The sequence below is a fragment of the Citricoccus sp. K5 genome (assembly GCF_902506195.1).
Lineage (GTDB): Bacteria > Actinomycetota > Actinomycetes > Actinomycetales > Micrococcaceae > Citricoccus.
This window is the reverse complement of sequence record NZ_LR732817.1, coordinates 724,213-748,931: the sequence shown is the minus strand read 5'-3', so window position 1 is coordinate 748,931 and position 24,719 is coordinate 724,213. Positions and strand designations below refer to the sequence as shown.

Genomic DNA, 24,719 nt, shown 5'->3' with positions numbered 1-24,719 from the left:
ATCGGCCGGCGCGTCAACTCAGACGCGCGGCTTCTCCTGCATCTCGAAGGTCTCGATGATGTCCCCGTCCTTGATGTCGTTGAAGCCACCCAGGCCGATACCACACTCGTAGCCCTCGCGGACCTCGGTGGCGTCGTCCTTGAACCGGCGCAGCGACTCGATCTTGAGCTTGTCCGCCACCACATTGCCGTCCCGCACGAGGCGGGCGGAGGCGTTGCGGCGGATGAGCCCGGAACGGACCAGCGTGCCGGCGATGTTGCCCCACTTGGAGGACCGGAAGACCTCGCGGACCTCCGCGGTACCCAGCTGGACCTCTTCGTACTCCGGCTTGAGCATGCCCTTCAGCGCGCTCTCGATGTCATCGAGCGCGTCGTAGATCACCGAGTAGAAGCGCATGTCCACGCCCTCCTTGTCGGCCAGATCGGTGACGCGCTCGGCCGGGCGGACGTTGAAGCCGATGATGATGGCGTTGTCCACGGTGGCCAGGTTGACGTCGTTCTGCGTGATGGCACCCACGCCACGGTGGATGACGCGCAGCTGCACCTCGGCACCGACCTCGATCTCGAGCAGGGAGTCCTCGAGGGCCTCCACGGCGCCAGAGGCGTCGCCCTTGATGATGAGGTTGAGGGTGTCGATCTTGCCCTCGGCCACGGCCTGGTCGAAGTTCTCCAGGGAGATCCGCTTGCGGCGCTTGGCCAGCATGGCGTTGCGATCGGCGGCTTCGCGCTTCTCGGCGATCTGGCGGGCGGTGCGGTCGTCCTCGGTCACCAGGAAGGTGTCGCCGGCGCGCGGCACGGAGGACAGGCCCAGCACCTGGACCGGACGCGACGGCGGCGCCTCGGTCACGGTGGTGCCGTCATCGTCGAACATGGCGCGGACGCGGCCATGGCCGTGGCCCACCACCATGGTGTCTCCGACGCGGAGGGTGCCGGACTGCACGAGCACCGTGACGACGGCACCGCGGCCCTTGTCCAGGTTCGCCTCGATGGCCACACCGCGGGCACCCTTGTTCGGGTTGGCGGTGAGCTCCAGCGCGGCGTCCGCGGTGAGCAGGATGGCCGAGAGCAGCTCCTCGATGTTCAGGTTGTTCCGGGCGGAGACGTCCACGAACATCGTGTCGCCGCCGTACTCCTCGGGGACCAGGCCGTACTCGGCGAGCTGACCGCGGATCTTTTCCGGGGAGGCCTCGGGCTTGTCGATCTTGTTGACCGCGACCACGATCGGCACGCCGGCCGCCTTGGCGTGGTTCAACGCCTCGACGGTCTGCGGCATGACGCCGTCATCAGCGGCCACCACGAGCACCGCGATGTCCGTGACCTTGGCACCACGGGCACGCATGGCGGTGAACGCCTCGTGGCCCGGGGTATCGATGAAGGTCAGGCTGCGGTCCGTCTCGCCGTGCTGGAAATCCACCTGGTAGGCACCGATGTGCTGGGTGATGCCACCGGCCTCACCCTCGATGACCTTGGTGGAGCGGATGGCGTCCAGCAGTCGGGTCTTGCCGTGGTCCACGTGGCCCATGACGGTCACGACAGCCGGGCGCTTCTCGAGGTCGTCCTCGGTCTCCGCCTCTTCCTCGGCGTCGAGGTCGATGTCGAAGGCCTCGAGGAGCTCCTTGTCCTCGTCCTCCGGGGAGACGATCTCGATCTGGTAGCCGAGTTCCTCCCCGAGCACGCGGAACGTCTCCTCGTCCAGGGACTGGTTGGCGTTCGCCATCTCGCCCAGGTGGAAGAGCACGGTCACCAGCGAGGCCGGATCCGCATTGATCTTCTCGGCGAAGTCACTCAGGGACGAGCCGCGGCGCAGGCGGAGCTGCGTGGTGCCGTCACCGCGCGGGACGGAGACGCCGCCGACCGACGGTGCCGACTTCTGTTCCAGTTCCTGACGCTTCGCGCGCTTCGACTTGCGCTGCTTGCGGCCACCGGGGCCACCGCGGCCGAAGGCACCCTGGGTGCCGCCGCGGCCGGTGGGACGGCCACCACGCGGACCGCCACCGGTCCCGCCGCCGGGAGCGCCACCGGGACGTCCACGGCCACCCGGACGGGCGGAGGCCGGCTGCGGCTTGTTGATGTGGCCTGGCATCATGTTCGGGCTGGGGCGTGCGCCACCCGGACGGGGGGCACCGGCACCCGCGCCGGCGGCTGCCGGACGCGGACCACCGGGGCGGGGACCGCCGGCACGCTCACCAGCGTCCGGACGGCCCGAACGCATGCCCTGCTTGGGCGCGAACGGGTTGTTGCCGGGACGCGGGCCACCGGGGCGGGGGCCGCCAGGACGCGGGCCACCCGAGCGTTCGCCGCCACGCTCGTCTGCGCGGGGCGCGGACTGCTTGGAGGTGAACGGATTGTTGCCGGGCCGCGGGGCGGCCGGCTTGGTGCCGCCCGGCTTCGGGGCACCCGGACGGGCTGGGGTGGCCGGCTTCGGCGCGGACGAGGACGCTGGTGCCGCCGGTGCGGGAGCCTCCGCCGAGGCTGCCGGGGCGGCCGGCGCGGCGGGAGCAGCAGGCATCTCAGCCGCAGGCGCGGCCGGTGCCGGAGCAGACGGCTTCTCAGCCGCAGGGGCGGCCGGTGCCGGTGCCGGTGCGCCCGGCTTCGCGGCGACCGGAGCAGACGGCTTCTCCGCGGCCGGGGTGGCCGGAGCAGACGGCTTCTCGGCCGCGGGGGCGGCCGGTGCCGGAGTGGTTGCCGCAGGCTTGGCGGCCGCCGGCTTGGAGGGAGTCTTCGGTGCTGCGTCCGCATAGGCGGAACGCAGCTTCTTGACCACCGGGGGTTCGATGGTCGAGGAGGCGGAACGAACGAATTCGCCCATGTCCTGAAGCTTGTTCAGGGCCTCCTTGGATGAAATGCCGAGCTCTTTGGCGAGCTCGTGGACGCGGACCTTAGCCACGGTTCTCCTGTTCTGGTCCGCGTCGTGGCCTCGAGGGGAGCCTCAGCTCCCCCGGGCCGTGTCAAGCGGACCGTAATGACGGGTGGTGTTCATCGTTGGGCACTCATCGTGTGGTGCTCATCGGGTTTCCATCAGATCTCTGACCCGCTTTCGTTCTCGGTCTTCAACACCGGTGCATCCGGATGCCCGGCGAACAGTCCGGCCAGGGAGGTCGCATCCACACGGCCTCGGAAGGCCCGGTTGAATGCGCCCTTCTTCAGGGCGGCCTGCAGGCAAGCGTGATCCGGGTGGATCCAGGCCCCTCGGCCCGGCTTGCGCCGGCGCCAGTCGGGAACCACGAGTCCGGGACTCGTGACCTCCTCCAGCGCCAGGCGCACCAGCTTGGTGTGGTCCTCTTTCCCCCGGCACCCGACGCAGGTGCGCACCGGGGTGTGTACCTGCATTTCAGGAGCCTGTTCCGTCAAGGAAATGGAAATGGACCTGGCCAGTCTACCTCAGTCGGTCCGGTGGGCCAGCAGGTGGCGGCCACCGGCCGGGTTCAGGCCTCTTCGCCGGAGATGTCGATCCGCCATCCGGTCAGTTTGGCGGCCAGACGGGCGTTCTGCCCCTCCTTGCCGATGGCCAGCGAGAGGACGTCCCGCGGAACGACTACGCGGGCCGACCGGGTGGCCTCGTCCACGATCTCCACGGAACTGACCCGCGCCGGGGACAGGGCGGAGGAGATGAAGGCGGCCGGGTTCTCGCTGAAGTCGACGATGTCGATCTTCTCGTCGTTCAGCTCGCTCATCACGGCGCGGACGCGGGAGCCCATCTCGCCGATGCAGGCACCCTTGGCATTGATGCCGGCCTTGGTGGCCTTCACGGCCATCTTGGTCCGGTGGCCGGCCTCGCGGGCAAGGGCGAGGATCTCCACGGAGCCGTCGGCGATCTCGGGGACCTCCAGTTCGAACAGCTTGCGGACCAGCCCCGGGTGGGAGCGCGAGAGCGTGATCGAGGGGCCCTTCAGCCCGCGGTGCACGTCCACCACGTAGGCGCGCAGACGCTGGCCGTGGGAGTAGTCCTCGCCGGGGACCTGTTCCGGCGGCGGCAGGACGGCCTCGACCGAGCCCAGGTTCACCTGGATCATGTGGGGGTTGGTGCCCTGCTGGATCAGCCCGGAGATGATCTCACCCTCGCGGCCCTTGAACTGGCCCAGGATATTGTCGTCCTCGGCGTCACGGAGTCGCTGGAGGATGATCTGCCGGGCCGTCGACGCCGCGATCCGGCCGAAGCCCTGCGGGGTGTCGTCGAACTCGCCGACTGCCTGGCCGTCCTCGTCGATCTCGGTGGCCCAGATGGTCACGTGGCCGGATTTGCGGTCGATCTCCGCACGGGCCCGGGACAGGGCGCCGGGTGACTTGTGGTACGCAACCACCAAAGCCTGTTCGATGGTGGGCACGAGGCGGTCCAGTGGGATCTCACGCTCGGTCTCCAGCATCCGCAGGGCGCTCATGTCGATGTCCACTCAGGCCTCCGAATTCAGTTCTTCATCGGCAGCACTTCCGCCACCGCGGGTCAACTCTACCTGCACCGTTGCCGGTCCCAGGCGGTCGTATGCGTGCCGGACCGGATCACCGATCTTCGCGGGCATCCCCTTCTTCGCCCCCGGCTTGACCGGCACCAGCACGACGCCGGCCTCGTCGGCGGACTGGATGCGCCCGGTCAACCGACCGGCCGGCGCCGGGGCGGACGCCTCGGGCAAGGCCGTGGGTGAGGTCATGGGTGAGGTGGCCGGCGAGGGCGACGGGCCGTCGTCGGGCAGGACCTCGACCGAGACCAGACGACCGACATTGCGGCGCCAGTGCCGCGGCTCGGTCAACGGTCGCTCGACGCCCGGGGTGGACACCTCGAGCTGGTACGGCTCGGTGCCGAGTTCCGGCAGGTCGGACCCCGCCGCATCGAGCGCAGTGGAGATAGCCTGGGCCACCTCGGCGACCTCGTCCAGATCCAACCCGGCGGTGCCGTCGGCATGGTCCACGATGACCTTCAGGATCAGTTGACCGGGCTCGCCCTCGACCATGGCCGCCTCGAAGTACAGGCCGGTGGACTCGACGGCGGGCGCGACCAGCGCGGCCAGGGGTGTGCGTTCAGGGTGTTCGGTGGCGTTTTCGGTGGCGTCGTGCATGGGTCCATTCAAGCCCAGTCGGCAACAAAGTCGTAACCGAGTTTGACGATCAGGACGAACACCACCACGAGGAACACGATCCGGATGAAGCCCGAGCCGCGCCGGATGGCCATCCGGGCCCCGAGGTAGCCGCCGATCATGTTCGCCGCCCCCAGGACGAGGCCCAGGCCGAGGAGGATGTGGCCGGAGGGCAGGAAGAAGGCGATGGCGCCGAGGTTGGTGAACAGGTTCACGATCTTGGCCTGGGCCGAGCCCTGCAGGAACGTGTAGCCGAGGATCGCCACCAGGGAGATCACCAGGAAGGTCCCGGTGCCTGGACCCAGGACCCCGTCATAGAAGCCGATGACCGCCCCGATGAGCAGCGCCACGGCCAGGTGGCGCCGGCCCTCGTAACGCAGTCCCGTGTCACGGCCCAGCTGGGGCCTGGCCGCCGTGAAGACGGCCACGCCGACGAGGGCCAGCAGGATCACGGGCTTGATGACCTCGGCCGGCAGCAGCGTGGCGACGATCGCCCCGCCGAAGCTGCCTCCCAGGGCGACTACCGCCATGGGCAGGGCGGTGCTCAGGTCCGGGTGGATGCGCCGGTAGTAGGTGATGGCGCTGGTGGTGGTCCCGAAGACGGAGCCCAGCTTGTTCGTGGCCAGCGCCTGGACGGGGGTGATGCCCGGGACCATGAGCAGGACGGGCAATTGGAGCAGTCCTCCCCCGCCCACCACCGCGTCGATCCACCCGGCGGCGAGACCGGCCAGGAGCACCATCACGAGGGTCGCCGCGGTGATGTCCTCCAGACCGGTCAGCACGGCCGTGCCTCCACGCTGCCGAAGGCCTAGGCGGAGCGGACGAGGCCGGCGATCACGGCGGCGGCGCCGGAGACCTCCACAGACTGCGCCTCGCCCGTGGCCCGGTCCTTGACCTCGACCACGCCGTCGGCGAGGCCGCGGCCGACGACCACGGAGGTGGGGATGCCGATGAGCTCGACGTCCGAGAACTTCACGCCGGCCGAGACCTTCTTGCGGTCGTCATAGAGCACAGTCAGACCCTGGGCTTCGAGGTCGACGACGAGCTGCTCGGCGACGGCGAAGATCTCCTCACCCTTGCCGGTGGCCACCACGTGCACGTCCGCGGGAGCGATGGCGCGCGGCCACGCCAGCCCCTTCTCATCGTGGTGGGACTCGGCCAGGGCGGCGACGGCGCGGGTGACGCCGATGCCGTACGAACCCATGGTCACCACGACCTGCTTGCCGTTCTGGTCCAGGACCTTGAGGTCGAGGGCCTCGGCATACTTGCGGCCGAGCTGGAAGATATGTCCCATCTCGATGCCGCGGCGGGTGTGCAGGGGGCCGGAGCCGTCCGGGGCCGGATCGCCGTCCCGGACCTCGGTGGCCTCGATGACGCCGTCCCACTGGAAGTCACGCCCGGCCACCAGCCCGAAGACATGCTGCTGCAGGGCGTTGGCGCCGGTGATCCAGGCGGTGCCGGTGACGATGCGCGGGTCCACGAAGAACGGCAGGCCGGATTCGTTGTTGGGGCCGATGTAGCCCTTGACCAGGGACGGATGCCGGGCGAGGTCCGCCTCGGTGGCCTGCTCGACACCGGGCTCCCCGGCCACCTCGAGCAGCTCGCCGATGCCGGCCTCCAGGCGTTTGAGATCCACATCCCTGTCGCCGGGAACGGCCACGATGAACTGTCGGCGCTCGTTCCCGTCCAGCACGGCCGTGAGCACGACGCATTTGAGGGTGTCCGCGGCTTCCCAGGCGCGCCCCTCACGGGGCATCAACTGGTTGGAGACGTCCACCAAGGTGGCGATCGTCGTGGAGTCGGGGGTGTCCCGCACCTGGGCCGGCGGCAGGCCGGCGAGGGCCGCCTCGTCTAACGGCGCGGGGGGCACGGTGGTGACGGCCTCGACGTTGGCGCGGAAGCCGGCGTCGGACTCCACGAAGGTGTCCTCACCGATCGGCGAGGGGTGCAGGAACTCCTCGGAGCGCGAGCCGCCCATGGCCCCGGCCTGGGCCTGGACGGGGACGACGTCCAGGCCCAGGCGGTCGAAGATTCTCAGGTAGGCACCGCGGTGGTCGGCGTAGGCCTGGTCCAGGCCTGCCTCGTCCACGGTGAAGGAGTAGGAGTCCTTCATGATGAACTCGCGCACGCGCAGCAGGCCGGCCCGGGGCCGTGCCTCATCCCGGAACTTGGTCTGGATCTGGTACAGGTACGCCGGCAGGTCCTTGTAGGACGAGTAGTGGTCCTTGACCAGGAGGGTGAACATCTCCTCGTGGGTGGGGGCCAGCAGGAAGTCCGCCCCCTTGCGGTCCTGGACGCGGAACAGCGCGTCCCCGTACTCCTCCCAGCGGCCGGTGGCCTCGTAGGGCTCCTTGGGCAGCAGCGCCGGGAACTGGACCTCCTGACCGCCGATCGCGTCCATCTCCTCGCGCACGATCTGCTCGACCCGGTTCTTCACCCGCAGTCCCAGCGGCAGCCACGTGTAGGCCCCCGGGCCGGAACGCCGGATGTACCCGGCGCGGACGAGCAGCCTGTGGCTGGCCACCTCGGCGTCGGCCGGGTCGTCACGCAGGGTGCGGAGGAACAGGGTGGACATGCGCAGGGGCACGGTGGCTCCAATCGGTGGTGTCTGGATGGCTGTGGTGCTGCCGGGGTGGTGCGGACGGACTGCTGGACGGACAGGCCGTCTGGATGAAGCTGGGGTGGGATCAGCCGCCGAGCTCGGCGCGCAGGGCGTCGATGAGCTCCACGCCCTCGGCGGCGGTCTTCGGCTCCCCGCCGGCCGCTGTCCCGGCGTAGCTGATCAGCCGCTCGCCGTCCTGGACGTACACGGTGGTGGAGGTGCTGTTGCCGGCCCCGGCGGGCAGCGAGGCTCCTTCGATGTCTACGGTGGTGCCGATGGTGATGGCCAGGGCGGCGTCCCCCTCGGCCTCGACGTCCTCCACCGTCATGGTCGCCTCGGCGTTGAGGCCCTCGCCCATCTCCAGGGAGTAGCTCGGGCAGGCCGCGGCGAACTCCTCGAAGGCGGCCATGCCCTCAGTGGCCGCGGCGGCATCCGGGTACACGGACACGCTGAGCATGTCCGAGTTGGCCCCGCCGGCCTCGGTGGTCTCCACCACCACGCCGCCGGTCAGTTCCGTACCCTCCGGCAGCTCACCGGTGGCCGCGTCTTGTCCCTCCGGACCGCATTCGGCCGGAGTGATGGTGATGCCCTCGGTCAAGCCCTGGCTGGACTGCTGCAGTTCCTCGAGCTGGGAGCCGGTCACGATCTGGGTGCCCTCACCGAGCACGGCCTTCAGGGCTGCCTCGACGTCGCCGGCGGCCGCCGCGTCGTCACTGGACGACGCGTCCGGGGACGCGGTGGTGGAGGCACCGGCTGTGGCGTCCTCGGTGGCCGACGGCGAGGCGGACACGCTGGCCTCGCTCGCGGCGTCGCTGCTGGCCGGAGCGCTGGACTCTCCCTCGTTCCCGGAGCCGCCACAGGCGGCCAGGGAGAGGGTGAGCAGTCCGATGCCCACGGTCGCCGGCAGAGTCATGGCACGGAATCGGGTGTGCTGGCGGTTCATGTCCTGTCCCCTCATAGCTGGTGCTGGTGGCTCCGTCAACGCCGGGCCGTACGGGCTGGTCGGACGGACAGGAGCTAGGAAAAGCATAGGTCAAGCGCTCAGGTCCGGGGCACAGGATCGCGGGACCCACAACAAGGGGCCTACAACAGGACGGTGGCGAAGGTGCCGACCTGTTCGAACCCCACGGTGCGGTAGGTGCGCAGGGCGGCGGTGTTGAAGCTGTTGACGTAGAGACTCACCAGGGGTGCCGTCTGCCGGGCGTACTCCGTCACGGCGGCCACGGACGGTGCGGCCAGACCCTGTCCGCGCTGGCCCGGCTCCACCCACACACCCTGGATCTGCGTGCAGCTGGCGGAGACCACGCCGAGATCGGCTTTGAAGCGGACCCGGCCGGCGTCGTCGAGATCCACCAGCGACCATCCGTTGCGGATCAGGTCCTCCACCCGCAACCGGTACTGCACCGCGCCGTTCTGCAGGGGCGAGAACCCGAGTTCCTCCTCGAACATCGCCACGCAGGCGGGCAGCACCACGGGGAACTCCTCGGTGCGGGCCGGACGGACGTGGGGCGAGGGCTCCACCGCCGGGCGGCCGCGCAGGACCATGAGCGGCTGGTCGTCCCGGATCTGGCGGGCCCGTTGCGGTCCCCGGGACAGCTCGTCCCAGAGCGGCAGCACCGCCTCGCGGGGGCCATACACGGAGGCGAAGCGGCGGTGCAGGGCGGTCAGCGCCACCCCGAACAGGGCACCGGCCTCGGCGGTCGCGCCGATGGGAACCACATTGGCACCCACCCAGCAGGCGGCCTCCAACTCGGCCGGGCATCCGGCGGTCATGGGAGTCGCCTGGGTGAAGATGCCGAGGAAGAGGGGCCCCCCGGAGTGGGCCGGCGTGGCGTCGCGACCCTTCTCGAGGATGGACTCCACGAAGCAATTCGCCACCGGGTCGGCGGCGGCCAGGGCCGTGAGGGCCGTGGTGTCGGAGTGGTTCAGGACCCGGACGGCCCCGCCGGTGGCCCGGCGGACGGCGTCGTCAGGAGACGGAGACCACGGGCGGGCCCTGGACAGGATTCTGACCATCAGTACCCTCGCTGCTTTCATCCAGGCCGGACTCGGCCGCGATCCGACGGGCCTCGAACAGCAGCGTCTCGACGATCTCGTCCTCCGGCACCGTCTTGACGACCTCGCCCTTGATGAAGATCTGGCCCTTGCCGTTGCCGGAGGCCACGCCGAGATCGGCCTCGCGGGCCTCCCCGGGCCCATTGACCACGCAGCCCATGACGGCCACGCGCAGCGGGACCGTGAGGTCCTTCAGGCCCTCGGTGACCTCTTCGGCCAGGGAGTACACGTCCACCTGGGCACGGCCGCAGGAGGGGCAGGAGACGATGTCCAAGCGGCGCTCGCGCAGGTTCAGGGACTGCAGGATCTGCAGCCCGACCTTGACCTCCTCGACCGGAGGGGCGGACAGGGAGACGCGAATCGTGTCACCGATGCCCTTGCCGAGGAGATAACCGAAGGCGCTGGCGGACTTGATGGTGCCCTGGAAGGCGGGCCCGGCCTCGGTGACGCCGAGGTGCAGCGGCCAGTCGCCCTGCTCGGCCAGCAGTTCGTAGGCGCGGGCCATGATCACCGGGTCGTTGTGCTTGACGGAGATCTTGAAGTCGCGGAAGCCGTGCTCCTCGAACAGGGAGGCCTCCCACACCGCGGACTCGACGAGCGCCTCCGGGGTGGCCTTGCCGTACTTCTTGAGCAGGTCGGGATGCAGCGAACCAGCGTTGACGCCGATCCGGATGGAGGTGCCGTGGTCCGAGGCGGCCTGGGCGATCTCCTTGACCTGGTCGTCGAACTTCCGGATGTTGCCCGGGTTCACGCGCACCGCACCACAACCGGCCTCGATCGCGGCGAACACGTACTTCGGCTGGAAGTGGATGTCCGCGATCACCGGGATGGTGGACTGCTGCGCGATCACCTTGAGCGCCTCGGCGTCCTTGTCCGTGGGGCAGGCCACCCGGACGATGTCACAGCCGGCCGCAGTGAGCTCGGCGATCTGCTGAAGCGTGGCGCCGATGTCATGCGTCTTCGTGGTGGTCATCGTCTGGACCGAGACCTGGTGATCGGAGCCCACACCCACTCGTCCCACCTGCAACTGCCTCGTCTTGCGGCGAGGTGCCAGGACGGGCGGTGGTGCGGCGGGCATGCCAAGACTGACGGGCACTGACAACTCCTGTGGGGCTGATCGGGGTACGGGGGTTCCGTTCGCCCCAGTCTACTGGTACGAGACGAACCAGGGCTGGGGTGAGACCTCCGTCATGGTGCGTTCCGGGGTGAAGGTCGGCGAGTCCTCGTCGATGAAGTTCTTCCACCCCAGGCGCATCCCGGACGGCAGGTCCTTCTTCAGCGAACGCCACGTCTCCTGTTTTTGTTCCGCGGACCCGTTGCCGTCCGCGTGCACCATGAGCACCAGCCCGTCCCGGGCCTCCACGTCCTGACGGTCCGGGATCATCCGTGCCTGGAACTGGTGCAGGATCACGAGCTTCTCGGGCAGATCGTGCTCGGCCACGAGCTCCGCCAGCCAGGCGGTGGTCTCATTGACCTCCGCGGCGGAGACCTGCCCGATCTGCTCCATGTGCCGCTGTCCGGGCTGCAGCCGCCATTCCGGGTCCAGCGCCAGTCCCACGTGCGGGTGCAGCAGCAGTTCCTCGAAGGCCTGCGCCTGGGTGGTGAAGTCCTGGGTTCCCGGTTGCAGGTCCAGGACCACGTAGGTGTCCGCCTTTCCGGCGGCCTCGACCCACTCGGCCAGCTGGTCCCGGTCCACGTAGGAGGTGTAGTCCCCCGTGGGCCCCGGGGACGAGGTCGCCACGGTGGAGATGATCTCGAAGGCCGGGATCACCGGTTCCTCGCTGAAGGGCTGATAGTCCGCGGCCAGGGCGGCGGCCCGCTCCAGGGCCTCGTCCACATCCTGTTCACCCAGCATGCCCAGGGAGCCGGTGCCGGGCGTGCCGTACAGCGCCACCATGCGGCGGCCCGGGAACAGGGTGGTCCCCCCGCCGGGAAGCTCCGGGGTGGGGGTGGGCGTGGGCGTAGGGCTCGGGGTCGGAGTGCCCGACGGCGGCGCCGAACCCGAGCCTGTCGGCCCACCGGCGCCCGGTTGCGGGCTGGGGGTGCAGGCGGTCAGGGCCGTGACAGCACCGGCGGCAGTGAGTCCGGCCAGGGACGTCAGGACGCGGCGGCGTTCGATACTCAGGCCCCGTTCCCGCGGATGGCGGCCGCCTGGTCACCGACCGCGCACGACCATTCGTGGACATCGGTGGAGGAGATCAGACCGTGCTGCTGGAAGGGATCCCCGGCGAGCAGGTCCCGGACGCTTTCAGCCGCATCGGACTTGACGAGCAGCAGGGCCGCCGTCGGATCGTCCACGTAGGCGCCCGCGGCCACCATGGCGGTGCCCAGGGAGCCCAGGAACTCACGGTGGGCGGCGCGGTGCACGTCGCGCTGGTCACCCAGCCCGGGGACGTAGTTGTACTGGACGGCGAAGATCTTCTGTGGTTCGGCCATGGGGCCAGCGTAGGACACCTCTCTGGCCCAGGGGTTGCGCGACACCTCGGTCCGTCCGCTCCGACTAGAAGATGCGGATGGGATCCACGATGTCCGCCACGATCAGCAGCAGGCCCATGCCGAGGAGCGCGATCCCGACCACGTAGGTCAACGGCAGGAGCTTGGCGATGTCGAAGACCCCGGGATCCCGGCGCCGGGTCAGCTTGGCCCACCCGCGGCGGAGGGCCTCCCACAGCGCCCCGGCCACGTGACCGCCATCCAGGGGCAGCAGGGGGATGAGGTTGAACACCATCAGAGCCACGTTGACACCGCCCACCAGGGAGAGCAGCAGGGAGGCCTTGTCCGCCAGCGGCACGTCTTCCAGGGCGGCGGCCTCACCGGCGATGCGACCCACACCCACCACGGACATCGGCCCGTTGGGATCGCGCTCCTCCGGGCCGAAGACGGCGACGGCCGTCTCCCAGAGCTTCACGGGCAGCACCACCACCACGTCGGCGGTCGCCTTCAGCTGCTGCCCCATCACCGGGAAGGTCTCGGTGATCGACTGCGGCACGTTCTGGACCTCGGAGCCCATGCCGACGAAGCCGACGTCCTCCGTCTGGGTGCTGCCGTCCGGGTTGGTCTGTGCGCGGCCGCTGGAATCGGCGACCGGCCGCTCGGTGAGCTTCGGGGTGATGGTCCCGGACTGTTCGGCACCGTCGCGCTGCCAGGTGATGGCCGTGGGCTCACCGGCCCGCTCGCGGATGGCTGAGGACAGCTCGTCCCAGTCGTCCACCGGGCGTCCGTTGAAGGCGGTGATGGTGTCCCCTGGCTCCAGCCCTGCCTCGAAGGCCGGCGCCGCCGGATCCCCGGGCCGGCAGGCCTCCGTGCCGTCCTGCCCGGCTGCTTCGCCGGCGGCGGCCCGCTCCTGCTGGACGGCGGCCGGGAGCACGCACTTGAACACCTCGGAGACGGTGGTCGTGGCGGTGGCCACGCCCGTGGTGGTCACGAGGATGGCGGTCAGGGCGAACGCGATGACGAGGTTCATGAACGGCCCGCCGAGCATGATGACGATGCGCTTCCACACCGGCAGCGAGATGAACGTGCGCTTCTCGTCCCCCGGCTGCAGTTCCTCGGCAGACATCTGACGGGCGTCGGAGGCCATCTGCTGGAACAGGCCGGTGCTGGCACTGCGCGGCCGTTCGCCCTGTTCGGGGTGCTCCGGCGGGTACATCCCGACCATGGAGACGTAGCCGCCCAGCGGGATGGCCTTCACCCCGTACTCGGTCTCCCCCCTCTTGCGGGAGAACACGGTGGGGCCGAAGCCGACCATGTACTGCGTGACGCGGACGCCGAAGAGCTTGGCGGGCACCAGGTGACCGACCTCATGCAGGGCGATCGACAGGGCGATGCCGACGGCCACGGCGAGGACGCCGACGATGAACCAGACGATCTCCACCGTCACCACCGCGCCTGTGCTGCAGTGCGGGCCCAGTGTTCGGCGGCCGCGAGCGCCTCGACGCTCAGGTCCCGGCCGGCCAGTACGACGTCCGGGTCATAGTCCTCCACGACGGCGTGAACGGTGTCCACGATCTCGGTGAACCCGATCCGGCCGGTGTGGAAGGCCTCCACGGCCTCCTCGTTCGCGGCGTTGTAGACGGCCATGTGCGTGGTGGAGGCGCCGGCCGCCTGCTTGGCGAGCCGCACCGCGGGGAAGGCGTCCTCGTCCAACGGTTCGAAGGTCCACTTCGCGGCCCGCGACCAGTCCAGGCCGGGGGCGGAGCCGGGCACACGGTGGGGCCATCCGATGCCGAGGGCGATGGGCAGGCGCATGTCCGGCGGGGAGGCCTGGGCGATCGTGGAGCCGTCGGTGAACTCGACCATCGAGTGGACGATCGACTGCGGGTGGACGACCACGTCGATCCGGTCCAGCGGAAGATCGAAGAGCAGGTGGGCCTCGATCACCTCGAGGGCCTTGTTCACCATGGAGGCCGAGTTGGTGGTGACCACCTTGCCCATGTCCCAGGTGGGGTGCGCCAGGGCCTCGGCCGGGGTGACCCCGGCGAGCTGGTCCCGGGTCCGGCCACGGAACGGTCCGCCGGAGGCGGTGACCACCAGGCGCCGGACCTCCTCGGCGGTCCCGGAACGCAGGGCCTGGGCCAGGGCGGAGTGCTCGGAGTCGACCGGGATGAGCTGACCCGGAGCGGCGGCCTGCTTGACGAGGGCCCCGCCGACGATGAGTGATTCCTTGTTGGCCAGCGCGAGCAGGTGGCCGGCCTGCAGCGCCGCGAGCGTGGGGGCCAGGCCGATGGACCCGGTGATCCCATTGAGCACGACGTCGGCGCCCTCCCAGGCGGCGACCTCGGCCGCCGCGGTGGGCCCGGAGAACAACTCCGGGGAGGGCGTGGGCACCCCGGCCTGCTGGGCCGCGGCGGCGATGGCCTCGGCGAGTTCGCCCGTGGTGGCGGTGGCACTGCCGACCGCGCCGGCGCCGGTGGCCACGGCCTGGCGGGCCAGGAGGGCGGTGTTGGATCCGCCGGACAGCCCGGCGACCGTGAAGCGCTCCGGAGCCGAGGCGATGACCTCGAGTCCCTGGGTGCCGATCGAGCCGGTGGAACCGATCAGGGTGACCCGGCGAATGCGCGTGGGGCCGGCGTCGGGCAGGTACAGCGGTTCGGAAGTCACCGGTCCATTATGGCCGGACGAACTGGGAGGTCCCTGCCATCCGTTCCCCCGGAGCCGGACAGCACCGTGCGGGCCAGGAGAACGCGTTCTCCTGGCCCGCACGGTGTCTGATCGGTCGTGGGGTCAGTGGTCCACCGCCTTCTCGGCGCCGATGCCGGTCAGGGAACGCACCTCCATCTCGGCCTGCTTCTCCGGGTTCTCGGTGCGCTTGTCCAGCTTGGAGCCGATGAATCCGAGGAGGAAGGCGAGTGGGATGGAGACGATGCCGGGGTTCTTCAGCGGGAACCAGGCGAAGTCCGCGCCGACGATCATGGACGTCTCGGTGCCGGACATCACCGGGGAGAAGACGATCAGCAGGATCGCGGCACCCAGGCCGCCGTACATCGACCACAGGGCGCCCTGGGTGGTGAAGCCCTTCCAGAACAGCGAGTACAGGATGGTGGGCAGGTTGGCGGACGCGGCGACGGCGAAGGCGAGTGCCACCAGGAAGGCCACGTTCTGGCCCTGGGCGCCGATGCCGCCGATGATCGCCAGGATGCCGATGACCACCACGGTGCGGCGGGCGATCTTGACCTCCTTCTCCGGACTGGTCCTGCCCTTGGCCAGGACGTTCGCGTAGATGTCGTGCGCGAACGACGCGGCGGCAGTGATCGTCAGGCCGGCCACCACCGCCAGGATGGTCGCGAAGGCAACGGCCGAGATCAGACCCAGCAACAGCGGTCCGCCGAGTTCGAACGCCAGCAGCGGTGCCGCCGAGTTGACGCCGCCCGGCGCGTTCTCGATCCGCTCCGGGCCGATGAGGGCGCCGGCGCCGTAGCCCAGCACCAGGGTGAACAGGTAGAAGGCGCCGATCAGCACGATGGCCCAGACCACGGACTTGCGGGCCTCCTTGGCGGTCGGCACCGTGTAGAAGCGCATCAGCACATGGGGCAGGCCGGCGGTGCCGAGCACGAGGGCCAGGCCCAGGGACAGGAAGTCGAGCTTGGTGACCTCGCTGATGCCGTACTGCAGGCCCGGGTCGAGGATGGCCTCACCCTCCGGGCTGAGCTCCACGGCCGCACCGAGCAGGGCGGAGAAGTTGAAGCCGAACAGGGCCAGGACCCAGATGGTCATGATGAAGGCACCGGCGATCAGCAGGCAGGCCTTGATGATCTGGACCCACGTGGTGCCCTTCATGCCGCCCACCAGCACGTAGACGATCATCAGCGCGCCCACGATAGCGATGACCACGGACTGGCCCAGCCGCTCGTCGATGCCCAGCAGCAGGGAGACGAGCGCTCCGGCTCCGGCCATCTGGGCCAGCAGGTAGAAGAGGCAGACCATCAGGGTGGCGAGCGCCGCCGCGATGCGGACCGGCCGTTGCTGGAGGCGGAAGGACAGCACGTCCGCCATGGTGAACTTGCCGGTGTTGCGCAGCAGTTCGGCCACCAGAAGCAAGGCCACGAGCCACGCCACGAGGAAACCGATCGAGTAGAGGAAGCCGTCATAGCCGTTGATGGCGATGGCTCCCACGATGCCGAGGAAGGACGCGGCCGAGAGGTAGTCGCCGGCGATCGCGGTGCCGTTCTGGGTGCCGGTGAAGGACCGGCCGCCGGCGTAGTAGTCGGCCGCGGTCTTGGTGTTCTTGGAGGCCCGCAGGACGATGATGAGGGTGATCGCGACGAAGAGGCCGAAGATCAGGATGTTCAGCCACGGCTCGCCGACGTTGGTGCCCTCGGCGCTGGCCGTCAGGACGGGGGTCGGCAGGGAGAGGGTGTTCACTTCTGACCTCCATCGGTCGGCTCATCGGTCGGCTCATCGGTCGGCTCATCGGTCAGTACACCGGAACCGGAGAGGCTCTGGTTGGCGATGCTCGGGTCCAGGGCCTCGAGCTCCTCGCGGATGGCCGTGGACTTGGGATCCAGCTTCTTGTTGGAGAAGGCCACATAGAGCCCGGTGATGACGAAGGTCGAGACGAATTGCAGGAGTCCGATCACCAGTCCCAGGTTGATGTTGCCGAGGACCTTGATGGACATGAACTCTGGGGCGTAGGCCGCGAGGATGACGTACAGGAAGTACCAGACGATGAAGACCACGGTCCACGGGAAGACGAAGCTGCGGTGGGTCTTCCGCAACTCCTGGAACTGTGGCGTGGCTTGAACGGCGCGAAAATCGACATGGCCGTTGTCGGCCAGGTCCGGGTGTGGTGTTGAAGACACGTATCCCCCAGTCAGTGTGGTGCCCGCAGGCTACCGGCGAGTATGACTCGGCCATCCTAAGCGTTCGGTGATCCAGATCACAGCCATTCGAGTAAATCCCAGCCTCGGTGTCGCGCGAGGTCAGAGCCCGAGTGAGCGCGCGATCAGCATGAGCTGGACCTCGGTGGTGCCCTCACCGATCTCCAGGATCTTCGAGTCACGGTAGTGGCGCGCCACCAGGGACTCGTTCATGAACCCGTAACCACCGAACACCTGCGTGGCATCCCGCGCATTATCCATGGCCGCCTCTCCGGCGACCAGCTTGGCGATGGCCGCCTCCGTCTTGAACGGCTTGCCCGCCAGCATCTTGGCCGCCGCCTCGTAGTACGCCAACCGAGCCGAGTGGGCGCGCGCCTGCATCCGGGCGATCTTGAAGGACACGGCCTGGTTCTTGCCGATGGCCTGGCCGAAGGCGGTCCGGGTCTTCGCATAGGCGATCGATTCATCCACGCATCCCTGGGCCGCCCCCGTGGACAGGGCGGCGATGGCGATGCGCCCCTCGTCCAGGATCGAGAGGAAGTTGGCGTAGCCACGGCCCCGCTCGCCCAGGAGGTTCGCCTCCGGCACCTGGGCGCCGTCGAAGAACAGCGGGTGGGTGTCCGAGGAGTTCCAGCCCATCTTGTCGTAGGCCCCGCCCACGGTGAACCCGGGCGTGCCGGAGGGCACCAGGAGGGTGGAGATCTCCTTGCCCGGACTGCCGCCCGGCCCCTTCTTCCCCTCGTTGATGCCGGTCACGGCCGTGACGGTGACGAGGCGGGTGATGTCCGTGCCGGAGTTGGTGATGAACTCCTTGGCCCCGTTCACGGTCCAGGTGCCGTCGGCCAGGGTCGCCGTGGTCTGGGTCCCCCCGGCGTCCGACCCGCCGTTGGGCTCGGTCAGCCCGAAGCCGGCCAGGGCACGGGCCGTGACGAGATCCGGAAGCCACGTGTTCTTCTGCTCCTCCGTGCCGAAGCGGTAGACCGGCATGGCCCCCAGGGACACCCCGGCTTCCAGGGTGATGGCGACGGACTGATTCACCCGTCCCAGCTCCTCGAGGGCCAGCGCCAGCGCGAAGTAATCGCCACCCATGCCGCCGTACTCCTCCGGGAACGGCAGGCCGAACAGACCCATCTCCCCCATCTGGCGCACGATCTCGTAGGGGAACTCATGGCGGGCATCCAGGCCGGCGGAGACCGGTGCCACCACCTCGTCGGCGAATTCCCGGACGGTGCCGACCAGGTCCCGGTAGTCCTCGTCGAGTTCAGGTCCGGCCAGACCGGCAGAATGCTGGGTGGTGCTCATGGCGTGTCCCATCTGAGTAAATCGTGATTAACTGAAACAATGGTGTGATCGTAGACACCCTGGGCGCTCGCTGTCCACCACCGGACCGCCCGGCCCCCACCAGCACCGCCCCGAATCAGCCCCCGAGCCCGCCTCGCAACCGCCTCCGGCTCAGCCCACCGACATCGCCAGGACGCCATGACCTCCGAACAGACCGCTCGTGCCACCGCCAAGGCCGATCGCCGGCAATCCCTGCTGGAGGCCGCCGCCCGGCTGTTCGCCGACCGGGGCTTCACGTCGGTCCGATTGGAGGACCTGGGCGCGGCCTGCGGTGTCAGCGGCCCGGCGGTGTACCGGCACTTCCCCGGCAAGACCGCCGTCCTCGGCGAGCTGCTGCTCCAGGTCAGCCAGGACCTGCTGGACGGCGCCCACCGAGTGGCCGGCGCCGAGGACGGAGCACGAGATGCCCTGACCGGCCTCGTGCGCTTCCAGACGGACTTCGCCCTCTCCCACCGCGACGTGATCGCCGTTCAGGGAAGGGAGATGCGCCATCTCGAGCCGGACGTGCGCGCCGAGGTGGTCCGGCTCCAGCGGGACTACATCGAGGTCTGGGCGGGCCAACTGCGGTTGCTGCACCCGGACGAGGACCATGGCACCGCGGTCTTCCGCACCCAGGCGGCCCTCGGGCTCGTGAACTCCACCCCGCATTCGGTCCGCCGCTCACCCTCCGAGCAGCGAGGACGGCGCACCCTGTTGGAGGGGATGGCCCTGTCCGCGCTGCTGGCGGGATCCGAGGCCCGCTAGTATTCCGCGTACAGTGTGAGAGCGAGGGCCACCGTGGTTCAGGCCCCACCCCGTGACGAGGAGGTCACCATTTCCGTGCAACTTCGTGAAGTCCGGTCCGAGGACCTGGACTACTTCTTTGAGCACCAGCAGGATCCCGAGGCCAACCTGATGGCCGCCTTCGCCCCGCGCAGTCCCCAGGACCGCGGCGTGTTCGACTACCACTGGTCCCGGTTGCTCGAGGACCCCACCACGAAAGTCCGGACGATCGAGCAGGACGGCCAGGTCGCCGGGGCCGTCGTCGTCTCCGGCATCGGCGAGGAGCCGGAACTCTCCTTCTGGACCGCCCGTGAGTATTGGGGCCAGGGCATCACCACCTCCGCGGTGGATGCCCTGCTGGAGGCCTTCACGGACCGTCCCCTGCGCGCGCACGTGCCGGCGGACAACATCGGTTCGCAGAAGATTCTCACCCGCCGCGGCTTCTCCGTGGTGGGCGAGGACAAGAACTTCTCCAACGCACGGTCCGAGGTGGTCACCGAGCTCATCATGCAGCTCGGCTGACCACCTCGGCTGATCGGCCTTAGAACAGCGCCAGGGCCATGCCCGGGCGGGCCAGAACCGCGCCGACGTCCGCCAGGAACCGCGAGCCCTGCTCGCCGTCCACCAGCCGGTGGTCGAAGGACAGGGACAGCGTCATCACCTGGCGCAGCGCGATCTCGTCCCGGTACTCCCACGGCATCCGCCGGACCTGGCCGATGGCCAGGATGCCCGCCTCCCCCGGATTGATGATGGGGGTGCCGGCATCGACCCCGAAGACCCCCACGTTGGTCAGGGTGAAGGTACCCCCGGAGAGCTGCTCGGGCGTCAGCTTCCCCTCCCGCGCCACCGCCGTCAGTTCGGCCAGCCTGATCGCCAGCGAGCGCAGGTCTGCGGCCTGGGCGTCCTTGAGGTTCGGCACCATGAGTCCGCGCGGGGTGGCCGCGGCGATGCCCAGGTTGACGTAGTTCTGCCGGATGATCCGCCCACCGTCCCCGTCCCACCGGGCGTTGAGTTCGGGCGTGCGCTCCAGCGCCAGGCAGGCGGCCCGGGCCACCAGGGTGAGCGGGGTGAGCTTCAACTCGCGGAAGTCCCGCCGCTGCCTCACCTCCTGCAACAACTCCATGGATTCGGTGACGTCCACGGTCAGGAACTCCGTCACATGCGGAGCGGTGAACGCGCTGGACGTCATGGCGGCAGCGGTGGCCTTGCGGACGGAGCGGATCGGCTCCTCCTCCGTGCGGGGCCGGCCCCCGAGGGTGCGGACTCCACCGGCCGCGGCCTCGGTCAGGGTATCCGTCCCGGACGGACTGCCCGACGCCGGCCGCGCATCGTCCGCGGCCGCCGTGACATCCTCGCGGGTCACCACTCCACCCGCTCCGCTGCCCGTGAGCAGGGCGATGTCCACCCCGAGGTCGCGGGCGAGCTTGCGGACCGGCGGGGTGGAGCGCGGGCGCTCGGCCGTGAGCGTCGCGGTGGCCCCCGCCGGCGCCGGTATCGAGGACGGCGAGCCAGACGGCTGGGCTGCCGGCACCGGATCGGGCGCCGCGGGCCGCCCTGCCCGGGCGCGGCGGGCGGGGCGCCCGGCCCCCTCCACCGCCGCGCCGTAACCGACCAGCGTCGGAACCCGGCCATCCGGCAGGGAGGAGGAGCCGGCGTCGGGCACCGCGGTGTTGTCGGTCTTGCCGGGTTCCGCTCCGGGCAGGTCGAAGGACACGATGGGTGCTCCGACCTGGACGACGGTGCCGGACTCCCCGTGCAGTTCGGCGATGGTGCCGTCGAAGGGACTGGACAGCTCCACGACCGCTTTGGCCGTCTCCACGTCCGCGAGCACGTCGTTCACCTTCACGGTGTCACCGACCGCGACCTTCCAGGACAGAAGCTCGGACTCGGTCAGCCCCTCGCCGAGATCGGGCAGGTTGAAGACCTTGAGCATGTCAGGCTCCTGACGTGTGGTCGGACGCGGAACCCAGGGGTACGGGTGCCGCGAAGGGGTCCAGGGAGTCGAGCGAGTTGGGGCGGCCCAGGGCCCGGTCCACCCCGTCGAGGATGCGGTCCAGATCCGGCACGTGATGGTGCTCGAGTTTGGCCGGCGGGTACGGGATGTCGAATCCGGTGACACGCACCGGCGGGTGCTCCAGCCAGTGGAAGCAGCGCTCGGTCACCGTGGCCGCGATCTCGGCGCCCAGCCCCCCGGTGCGGGAGGCCTCATGGGCGATCACGAGCCGGCCGGTCTTGCGCACGGAGGACTCGATGAGTCCGAAGTCGATCGGGGACAGCGACCTCAGGTCGATCACCTCGAGCGAGGCACCCTCCGCGGCGGCGGCCTCTGCGGCCTGCAGGCAGGTCTTCACCAGCGGACCATAGGTCACCAGGGTGACGTCGGATCCCTCGACGGCCAGGGCGGCCGGGCCCAGAGGGCGCAGCGGAGCCGAGAGGTCCACGGGAGCCTTGTCATGGTAGCGGCGCTTCGGCTCCAGGTAGACGACCGGGTCGTTGCTGGCGACGGCCGCGCGGATGAGGTCGAACCCCTCCTGCGGCGTGGAGGGGGAGACGACCCGCAGCCCGGCCGTGTGGACGAAGTAGGCCTCCGGCGACTCCGAGTGGTGCTCCGGCGAGCCAATGCCGCCGCCAAAGGGGATGCGGATGGTGATCGGCATGGTCACGGCCCCGTGGGTGCGGTGGTAGAGCTTGGCGACCTGCGAGACGATCTGATCGAAGGAGGGATAGACGAACCCGTCGAACTGGATCTCCACGACGGGACGGTAGCCCCGGTAGGCCAGGCCGACGGCAGTGCCCATGATGCCGGACTCGGCCAGGGGCGTGTCCACCACGCGGTCCTCGCCGAACTCGTCCTGCAGGCCGTCGGTGATGCGGAAGACTCCCCCGAGCTTGCCGATGTCCTCGCCCATGAGCAGGACGGCGGGGTCATCGGCCAGGGCGGCACGCAGGCCGGCGTTGATGGCCTTGCCGAAGGTGAGGTTCTCGGCGGCGGCGCCCGTCATCGCGCACCCGCTTCCAGCCGTGGTCCGTCGAATTGCTCCAGGTAGAGACGGTAGTGCTCTCGCTGACGCTCCAGCTCGTGGTGCGGCTCCGCGTACACGTGGTCGAAGAGTTCGGCAGGCTCCGGATCGGTCAGGTCGGCGACTCCGGCCCGCAATGTCCCGGCCATGGCATCCGCCGCAGCGGTGGAGTCCGCCGTGAGGGCCTCGACGTCCTCCCCCAGTTCGGCCAGGTGCTTCTCAAGTCGGTCGATGGGGTCCTTGGCGCGCCAGGCCTCCACCTCGGCCGCGTCCCGATAGCGGGTCGGATCGTCCGCTGTGGTGTGGGGTCCCATACGGTAGGTCACCGCCTCGATGAAGGTCGGTCCGCCGCCGTTGCGGGCCCGTTCGAGCGCTCGTCGGGTGGCGGCCATGACCGCGAGGACATCGTTGCCGTCCACACGCATCGCGGGGATGCCGAAGCCCCAGGGACGGTCGGCGATGTGGCGCTTGGCCTGCAGGCCGACCGGCTCGGAGATCGCCCAGTGGTTGTTCTGGCAGAAGAACACCACGGGGGCGTGGAAGCTGGCGGCGAACACCATGGCCTCGTTGACGTCGCCCTGGCTGGTGGCGCCGTCGCCGAAGTAGCCGATGGCCGCCGCGTCCGCGCCGTCCCGGGTGATGCCCATGGCGTAGCCGACGGCATGCAGCGCCTGGGCGCCGATGATGATCTGCTGGGCCGCGAAGTTGTGGTCCTGAGGCTTCCAGCCGGCGAACGTTGCACCACGCCACAGACGGACCAGGCCCAGCGGATCGACGCCCCGCAGGTAGGCCACGCCGTTCTCGCGGTAGGAGGGGAAGACGTAGTCGTCCTGCTGCAGGGCCACGGCCGAACCGGCCTGAGCGGCCTCCTGCCCCAGCAGCGGCGGCCACAGGGCGAGTTCTCCCTGACGCTGGAGGTGCGTGCACTCCGTGTCGATCCGGCGGATGAGGGTCATGTCCCGGTGCAGGGACCTCAGCATCGCGGGGGTGACGTCATCCAGCCAGGGATCCAGATCATGGTCCGGACGGCGATGGCCCTCCGGGGTCAGCACCTGGAGCAGGTCCGGTTCGGGGACGTGGGGCATGCCGGTTGATGGGGGAATCAGGCTGGTGGATCCCATGGTGACCTCCTCGTTCAGGCCCGCACCTGGTGAGGTGCCGTGCCATAGCCGTGGACGCGGTCAGGGTGTCGACCGCTATTCCCTGTGATGCTAGTCACAGGGAGGAGGTTGCACAAGGTACGCTATTCGCACTGGGCACCCTGCTCAGAGACCGCCCGAGACCCTCCAGGGAAAGTGAGCATCATGCGCACGTTGGACACCACCGACCTGAGGCTCCTCGTGGAGCTCTCGAAGACACCGGATGCCACCACCGTGGCCCTCGCCCAGGCCCTTTCCCTGTCCCGCAACACGGTCCAGGCACGCCTGGTCCGGCTCACAGACGAGGGGGTGTTCCTGCCCTTCGAACGTCGGATCAGCATGGACGCCCTCGGGCACCCGCTGACGGCGTTCGTGCAGATCCACGTCCATCAGCAGCAACTCACCGAGATCACCGCGGCACTGCGCGGGATTCCCGAAGTGGTCCAGGCCCACGGCCTGACCGGCTCGGCGGATGTCCTGGCCCGGGTGGCGGCACGGAACGCGGAGGACCTGTTCAGGATCCACTCGCGGATCCTGCAGATCGACGGGGTAGACCGCGCGGACACGTCCCTGGCCATGACCGAGCTGGTCGCCTGGCGGACGGTGCCGCTCGTCGAGTCTCTCCTGAGCGGCTAAAGACGTTTCGAGCGGGACAGTCTCGAGCCGGCCGGGTAAGTCAGTCGAGGACGGATAGCACGTCGATGGCGGCATCGAGGAATGCGTCCACCTGCGCCTCGTCATAACCGTCGGTGCCGGGAGCGGCCGCGAACACTGCCCTGCGCACGTCATCGGCACTCAGTTCCGCACCCCCCGGGCGATCGTCGAAGCGAGCCGAGAGGCAGTGGCACAGGGCGTCCACCTCAGCCCGGTCGTAACTGCCGTCCCGGTCCCGGGCCGGGCGGCGGAACCGCTCGCCGTCGGGGCGGTCGAGACGGCCCCGGAGGACGTCGATGGAGGCGTCGACCCGGCCCATCCAGGCGTCCTCGCCCTCGAGTTCGATGCGCCGTTCGCGCTCAGTCCGGGCAAGGGCGTCCTCGAGCCGGTCCAAGACGTCGTCCACCTGCTCAGCCTGGTAGCCGCCCTTGACCGCGTCGAAGGTGATGTGGCGGATGTCAGCTGAGCGCAGGTCTCCACCGCCCTCATAGGCGACTCGGGCCCGGGCCAGGAACCGGTCCACCTGCTTGCGGTGGTATCCGAAGGTGCGCCGGTCCGCGAGATCGAAGGGTTGGCGGTCGGCCGACCGCATCACCTGCTGCTGGAGTCCTTCGGAATCCTGCCGCGTGCCGTGGTCCATCAAGAGGGCTCCTTCGAGAAGAGTGTGGGGTCCGCCAACGTATCCATCGTAGCCAGCGGGACAGGCAGATCCCGTGAGGCCGCCGGGGTGTCAGGCCTCGCTCACACCCCAGCACTCCGCCA

At 69.5% G+C, this 24,719-nt stretch carries 23 protein-coding genes; 3 read left to right on the top strand and 20 right to left on the bottom strand.

Going from position 1 to position 24,719, the window contains the following annotated elements; all coding sequences use genetic code 11:
- Positions 1 to 18: 18 nt before the first annotated feature.
- The 16 genes from infB to BOSE125_RS03160 all read right to left on the bottom strand — a co-directional run bounded on the left by infB (position 19) and on the right by BOSE125_RS03160 (position 18,343).
- Positions 19 to 2,886: a translation initiation factor IF-2 gene (gene infB, locus BOSE125_RS03235; RefSeq protein WP_159549833.1), complete on the bottom strand. Its 2,868-nt coding sequence runs from the start codon at positions 2,884 to 2,886 to the stop codon at positions 19 to 21.
- Positions 2,887 to 3,017: 131 nt separating this feature from the next.
- Complete coding sequence (locus BOSE125_RS03230; protein ID WP_159549831.1) at positions 3,018 to 3,329, bottom strand: YlxR family protein; 312 nt, start codon at positions 3,327 to 3,329, stop codon at positions 3,018 to 3,020.
- Positions 3,330 to 3,424: 95 nt separating this feature from the next.
- Positions 3,425 to 4,390: a transcription termination factor NusA gene (gene nusA / locus BOSE125_RS03225; protein WP_159549829.1), complete on the bottom strand. Its 966-nt coding sequence runs from the start codon at positions 4,388 to 4,390 to the stop codon at positions 3,425 to 3,427.
- Entirely contained in the window at positions 4,391 to 5,050 is a 660-nt protein-coding gene (gene rimP, locus BOSE125_RS03220) for a ribosome maturation factor RimP (RefSeq protein WP_159549827.1), read from the bottom strand.
- Positions 5,051 to 5,058: 8 nt separating this feature from the next.
- Entirely contained in the window at positions 5,059 to 5,808 is a 750-nt protein-coding gene (locus tag BOSE125_RS03215) for a sulfite exporter TauE/SafE family protein (RefSeq protein ID WP_371300738.1), read from the bottom strand.
- A 68-nt stretch (positions 5,809 to 5,876) separates the two neighbouring features.
- Positions 5,877 to 7,655, bottom strand: a complete 1,779-nt coding sequence (locus BOSE125_RS03210) for a proline--tRNA ligase (RefSeq protein ID WP_159549823.1) — start codon at positions 7,653 to 7,655, stop codon at positions 5,877 to 5,879.
- Positions 7,656 to 7,755: 100 nt separating this feature from the next.
- The gene (locus BOSE125_RS03205; RefSeq protein WP_159549821.1) at positions 7,756 to 8,613 is read right to left on the bottom strand and encodes a hypothetical protein; all 858 of its coding nucleotides are present in this window, start codon (positions 8,611 to 8,613) and stop codon (positions 7,756 to 7,758) included.
- Positions 8,614 to 8,753: 140 nt separating this feature from the next.
- On the bottom strand, positions 8,754 to 9,686 hold the full coding sequence (locus BOSE125_RS03200; RefSeq protein ID WP_159549819.1) for a DUF4081 domain-containing GNAT family N-acetyltransferase: 933 nt from the start codon (positions 9,684 to 9,686) through the stop codon (positions 8,754 to 8,756).
- Positions 9,640 to 10,803, bottom strand: coding sequence for a flavodoxin-dependent (E)-4-hydroxy-3-methylbut-2-enyl-diphosphate synthase (gene ispG / locus BOSE125_RS03195; RefSeq protein WP_159554632.1), 1,164 nt, complete (start codon positions 10,801 to 10,803; stop codon positions 9,640 to 9,642). The genes BOSE125_RS03200 and ispG overlap by 47 nt, the downstream gene beginning before the upstream one ends.
- A gap of 69 nt (positions 10,804 to 10,872) precedes the next feature.
- On the bottom strand, positions 10,873 to 11,622 hold the full coding sequence (locus tag BOSE125_RS03190; protein WP_236557792.1) for a hypothetical protein: 750 nt from the start codon (positions 11,620 to 11,622) through the stop codon (positions 10,873 to 10,875).
- Positions 11,623 to 11,846: 224 nt separating this feature from the next.
- Positions 11,847 to 12,161: a YciI family protein gene (locus BOSE125_RS03185; RefSeq protein ID WP_159549817.1), complete on the bottom strand. Its 315-nt coding sequence runs from the start codon at positions 12,159 to 12,161 to the stop codon at positions 11,847 to 11,849.
- Between the two features lie 64 nt (positions 12,162 to 12,225).
- The gene (locus BOSE125_RS03180; protein WP_159549815.1) at positions 12,226 to 13,608 is read right to left on the bottom strand and encodes an RIP metalloprotease; all 1,383 of its coding nucleotides are present in this window, start codon (positions 13,606 to 13,608) and stop codon (positions 12,226 to 12,228) included.
- Positions 13,602 to 14,825, bottom strand: coding sequence for a 1-deoxy-D-xylulose-5-phosphate reductoisomerase (gene dxr / locus BOSE125_RS03175; protein WP_159549811.1), 1,224 nt, complete (start codon positions 14,823 to 14,825; stop codon positions 13,602 to 13,604). Before dxr ends, BOSE125_RS03180 begins: the two co-directional genes overlap by 7 nt.
- A gap of 123 nt (positions 14,826 to 14,948) precedes the next feature.
- The gene (locus BOSE125_RS03170) at positions 14,949 to 16,571 is read right to left on the bottom strand and encodes a cation acetate symporter (RefSeq protein ID WP_371300736.1); all 1,623 of its coding nucleotides are present in this window, start codon (positions 16,569 to 16,571) and stop codon (positions 14,949 to 14,951) included.
- An 11-nt stretch (positions 16,572 to 16,582) separates the two neighbouring features.
- Complete coding sequence (locus BOSE125_RS03165) at positions 16,583 to 17,023, bottom strand: DUF485 domain-containing protein (RefSeq protein ID WP_236557791.1); 441 nt, start codon at positions 17,021 to 17,023, stop codon at positions 16,583 to 16,585.
- A gap of 120 nt (positions 17,024 to 17,143) precedes the next feature.
- Entirely contained in the window at positions 17,144 to 18,343 is a 1,200-nt protein-coding gene (locus BOSE125_RS03160) for an acyl-CoA dehydrogenase family protein (RefSeq protein WP_371300567.1), read from the bottom strand.
- Positions 18,344 to 18,520: 177 nt separating this feature from the next.
- On the opposite strand from BOSE125_RS03160, the gene BOSE125_RS03155 reads away from it, so the two are divergent.
- Complete coding sequence (locus BOSE125_RS03155) at positions 18,521 to 19,126, top strand: TetR/AcrR family transcriptional regulator (RefSeq protein ID WP_159549808.1); 606 nt, start codon at positions 18,521 to 18,523, stop codon at positions 19,124 to 19,126.
- A 75-nt stretch (positions 19,127 to 19,201) separates the two neighbouring features.
- Positions 19,202 to 19,666: a GNAT family N-acetyltransferase gene (locus tag BOSE125_RS03150; protein ID WP_159549805.1), complete on the top strand. Its 465-nt coding sequence runs from the start codon at positions 19,202 to 19,204 to the stop codon at positions 19,664 to 19,666.
- A gap of 19 nt (positions 19,667 to 19,685) precedes the next feature.
- Here BOSE125_RS03150 and BOSE125_RS03145 read toward each other — a convergent pair whose 3' ends face one another.
- The 3 genes from BOSE125_RS03145 to pdhA are packed head-to-tail and all read right to left on the bottom strand — an operon-like array spanning position 19,686 to position 23,285.
- Positions 19,686 to 21,077 (bottom strand): dihydrolipoamide acetyltransferase family protein, encoded by a 1,392-nt coding sequence (locus BOSE125_RS03145; RefSeq protein ID WP_159549802.1) that lies wholly within the window; start codon positions 21,075 to 21,077, stop codon positions 19,686 to 19,688.
- A gap of 1 nt (position 21,078) precedes the next feature.
- On the bottom strand, positions 21,079 to 22,146 hold the full coding sequence (locus tag BOSE125_RS03140) for an alpha-ketoacid dehydrogenase subunit beta (protein ID WP_159549799.1): 1,068 nt from the start codon (positions 22,144 to 22,146) through the stop codon (positions 21,079 to 21,081).
- Positions 22,143 to 23,285, bottom strand: a complete 1,143-nt coding sequence (gene pdhA / locus BOSE125_RS03135) for a pyruvate dehydrogenase (acetyl-transferring) E1 component subunit alpha (RefSeq protein ID WP_159549796.1) — start codon at positions 23,283 to 23,285, stop codon at positions 22,143 to 22,145. Before pdhA ends, BOSE125_RS03140 begins: the two co-directional genes overlap by 4 nt.
- A gap of 183 nt (positions 23,286 to 23,468) precedes the next feature.
- Here pdhA and BOSE125_RS03130 point away from each other — a divergent pair, with 183 nt between their 5' ends.
- Positions 23,469 to 23,939, top strand: a complete 471-nt coding sequence (locus BOSE125_RS03130) for an Lrp/AsnC family transcriptional regulator (protein WP_201301127.1) — start codon at positions 23,469 to 23,471, stop codon at positions 23,937 to 23,939.
- 40 nt (positions 23,940 to 23,979) lie between these two features.
- Here BOSE125_RS03130 and BOSE125_RS03125 read toward each other — a convergent pair whose 3' ends face one another.
- Positions 23,980 to 24,597, bottom strand: coding sequence for a DivIVA domain-containing protein (locus BOSE125_RS03125; RefSeq protein WP_159549793.1), 618 nt, complete (start codon positions 24,595 to 24,597; stop codon positions 23,980 to 23,982).
- Positions 24,598 to 24,719 lie beyond the last annotated feature (122 nt).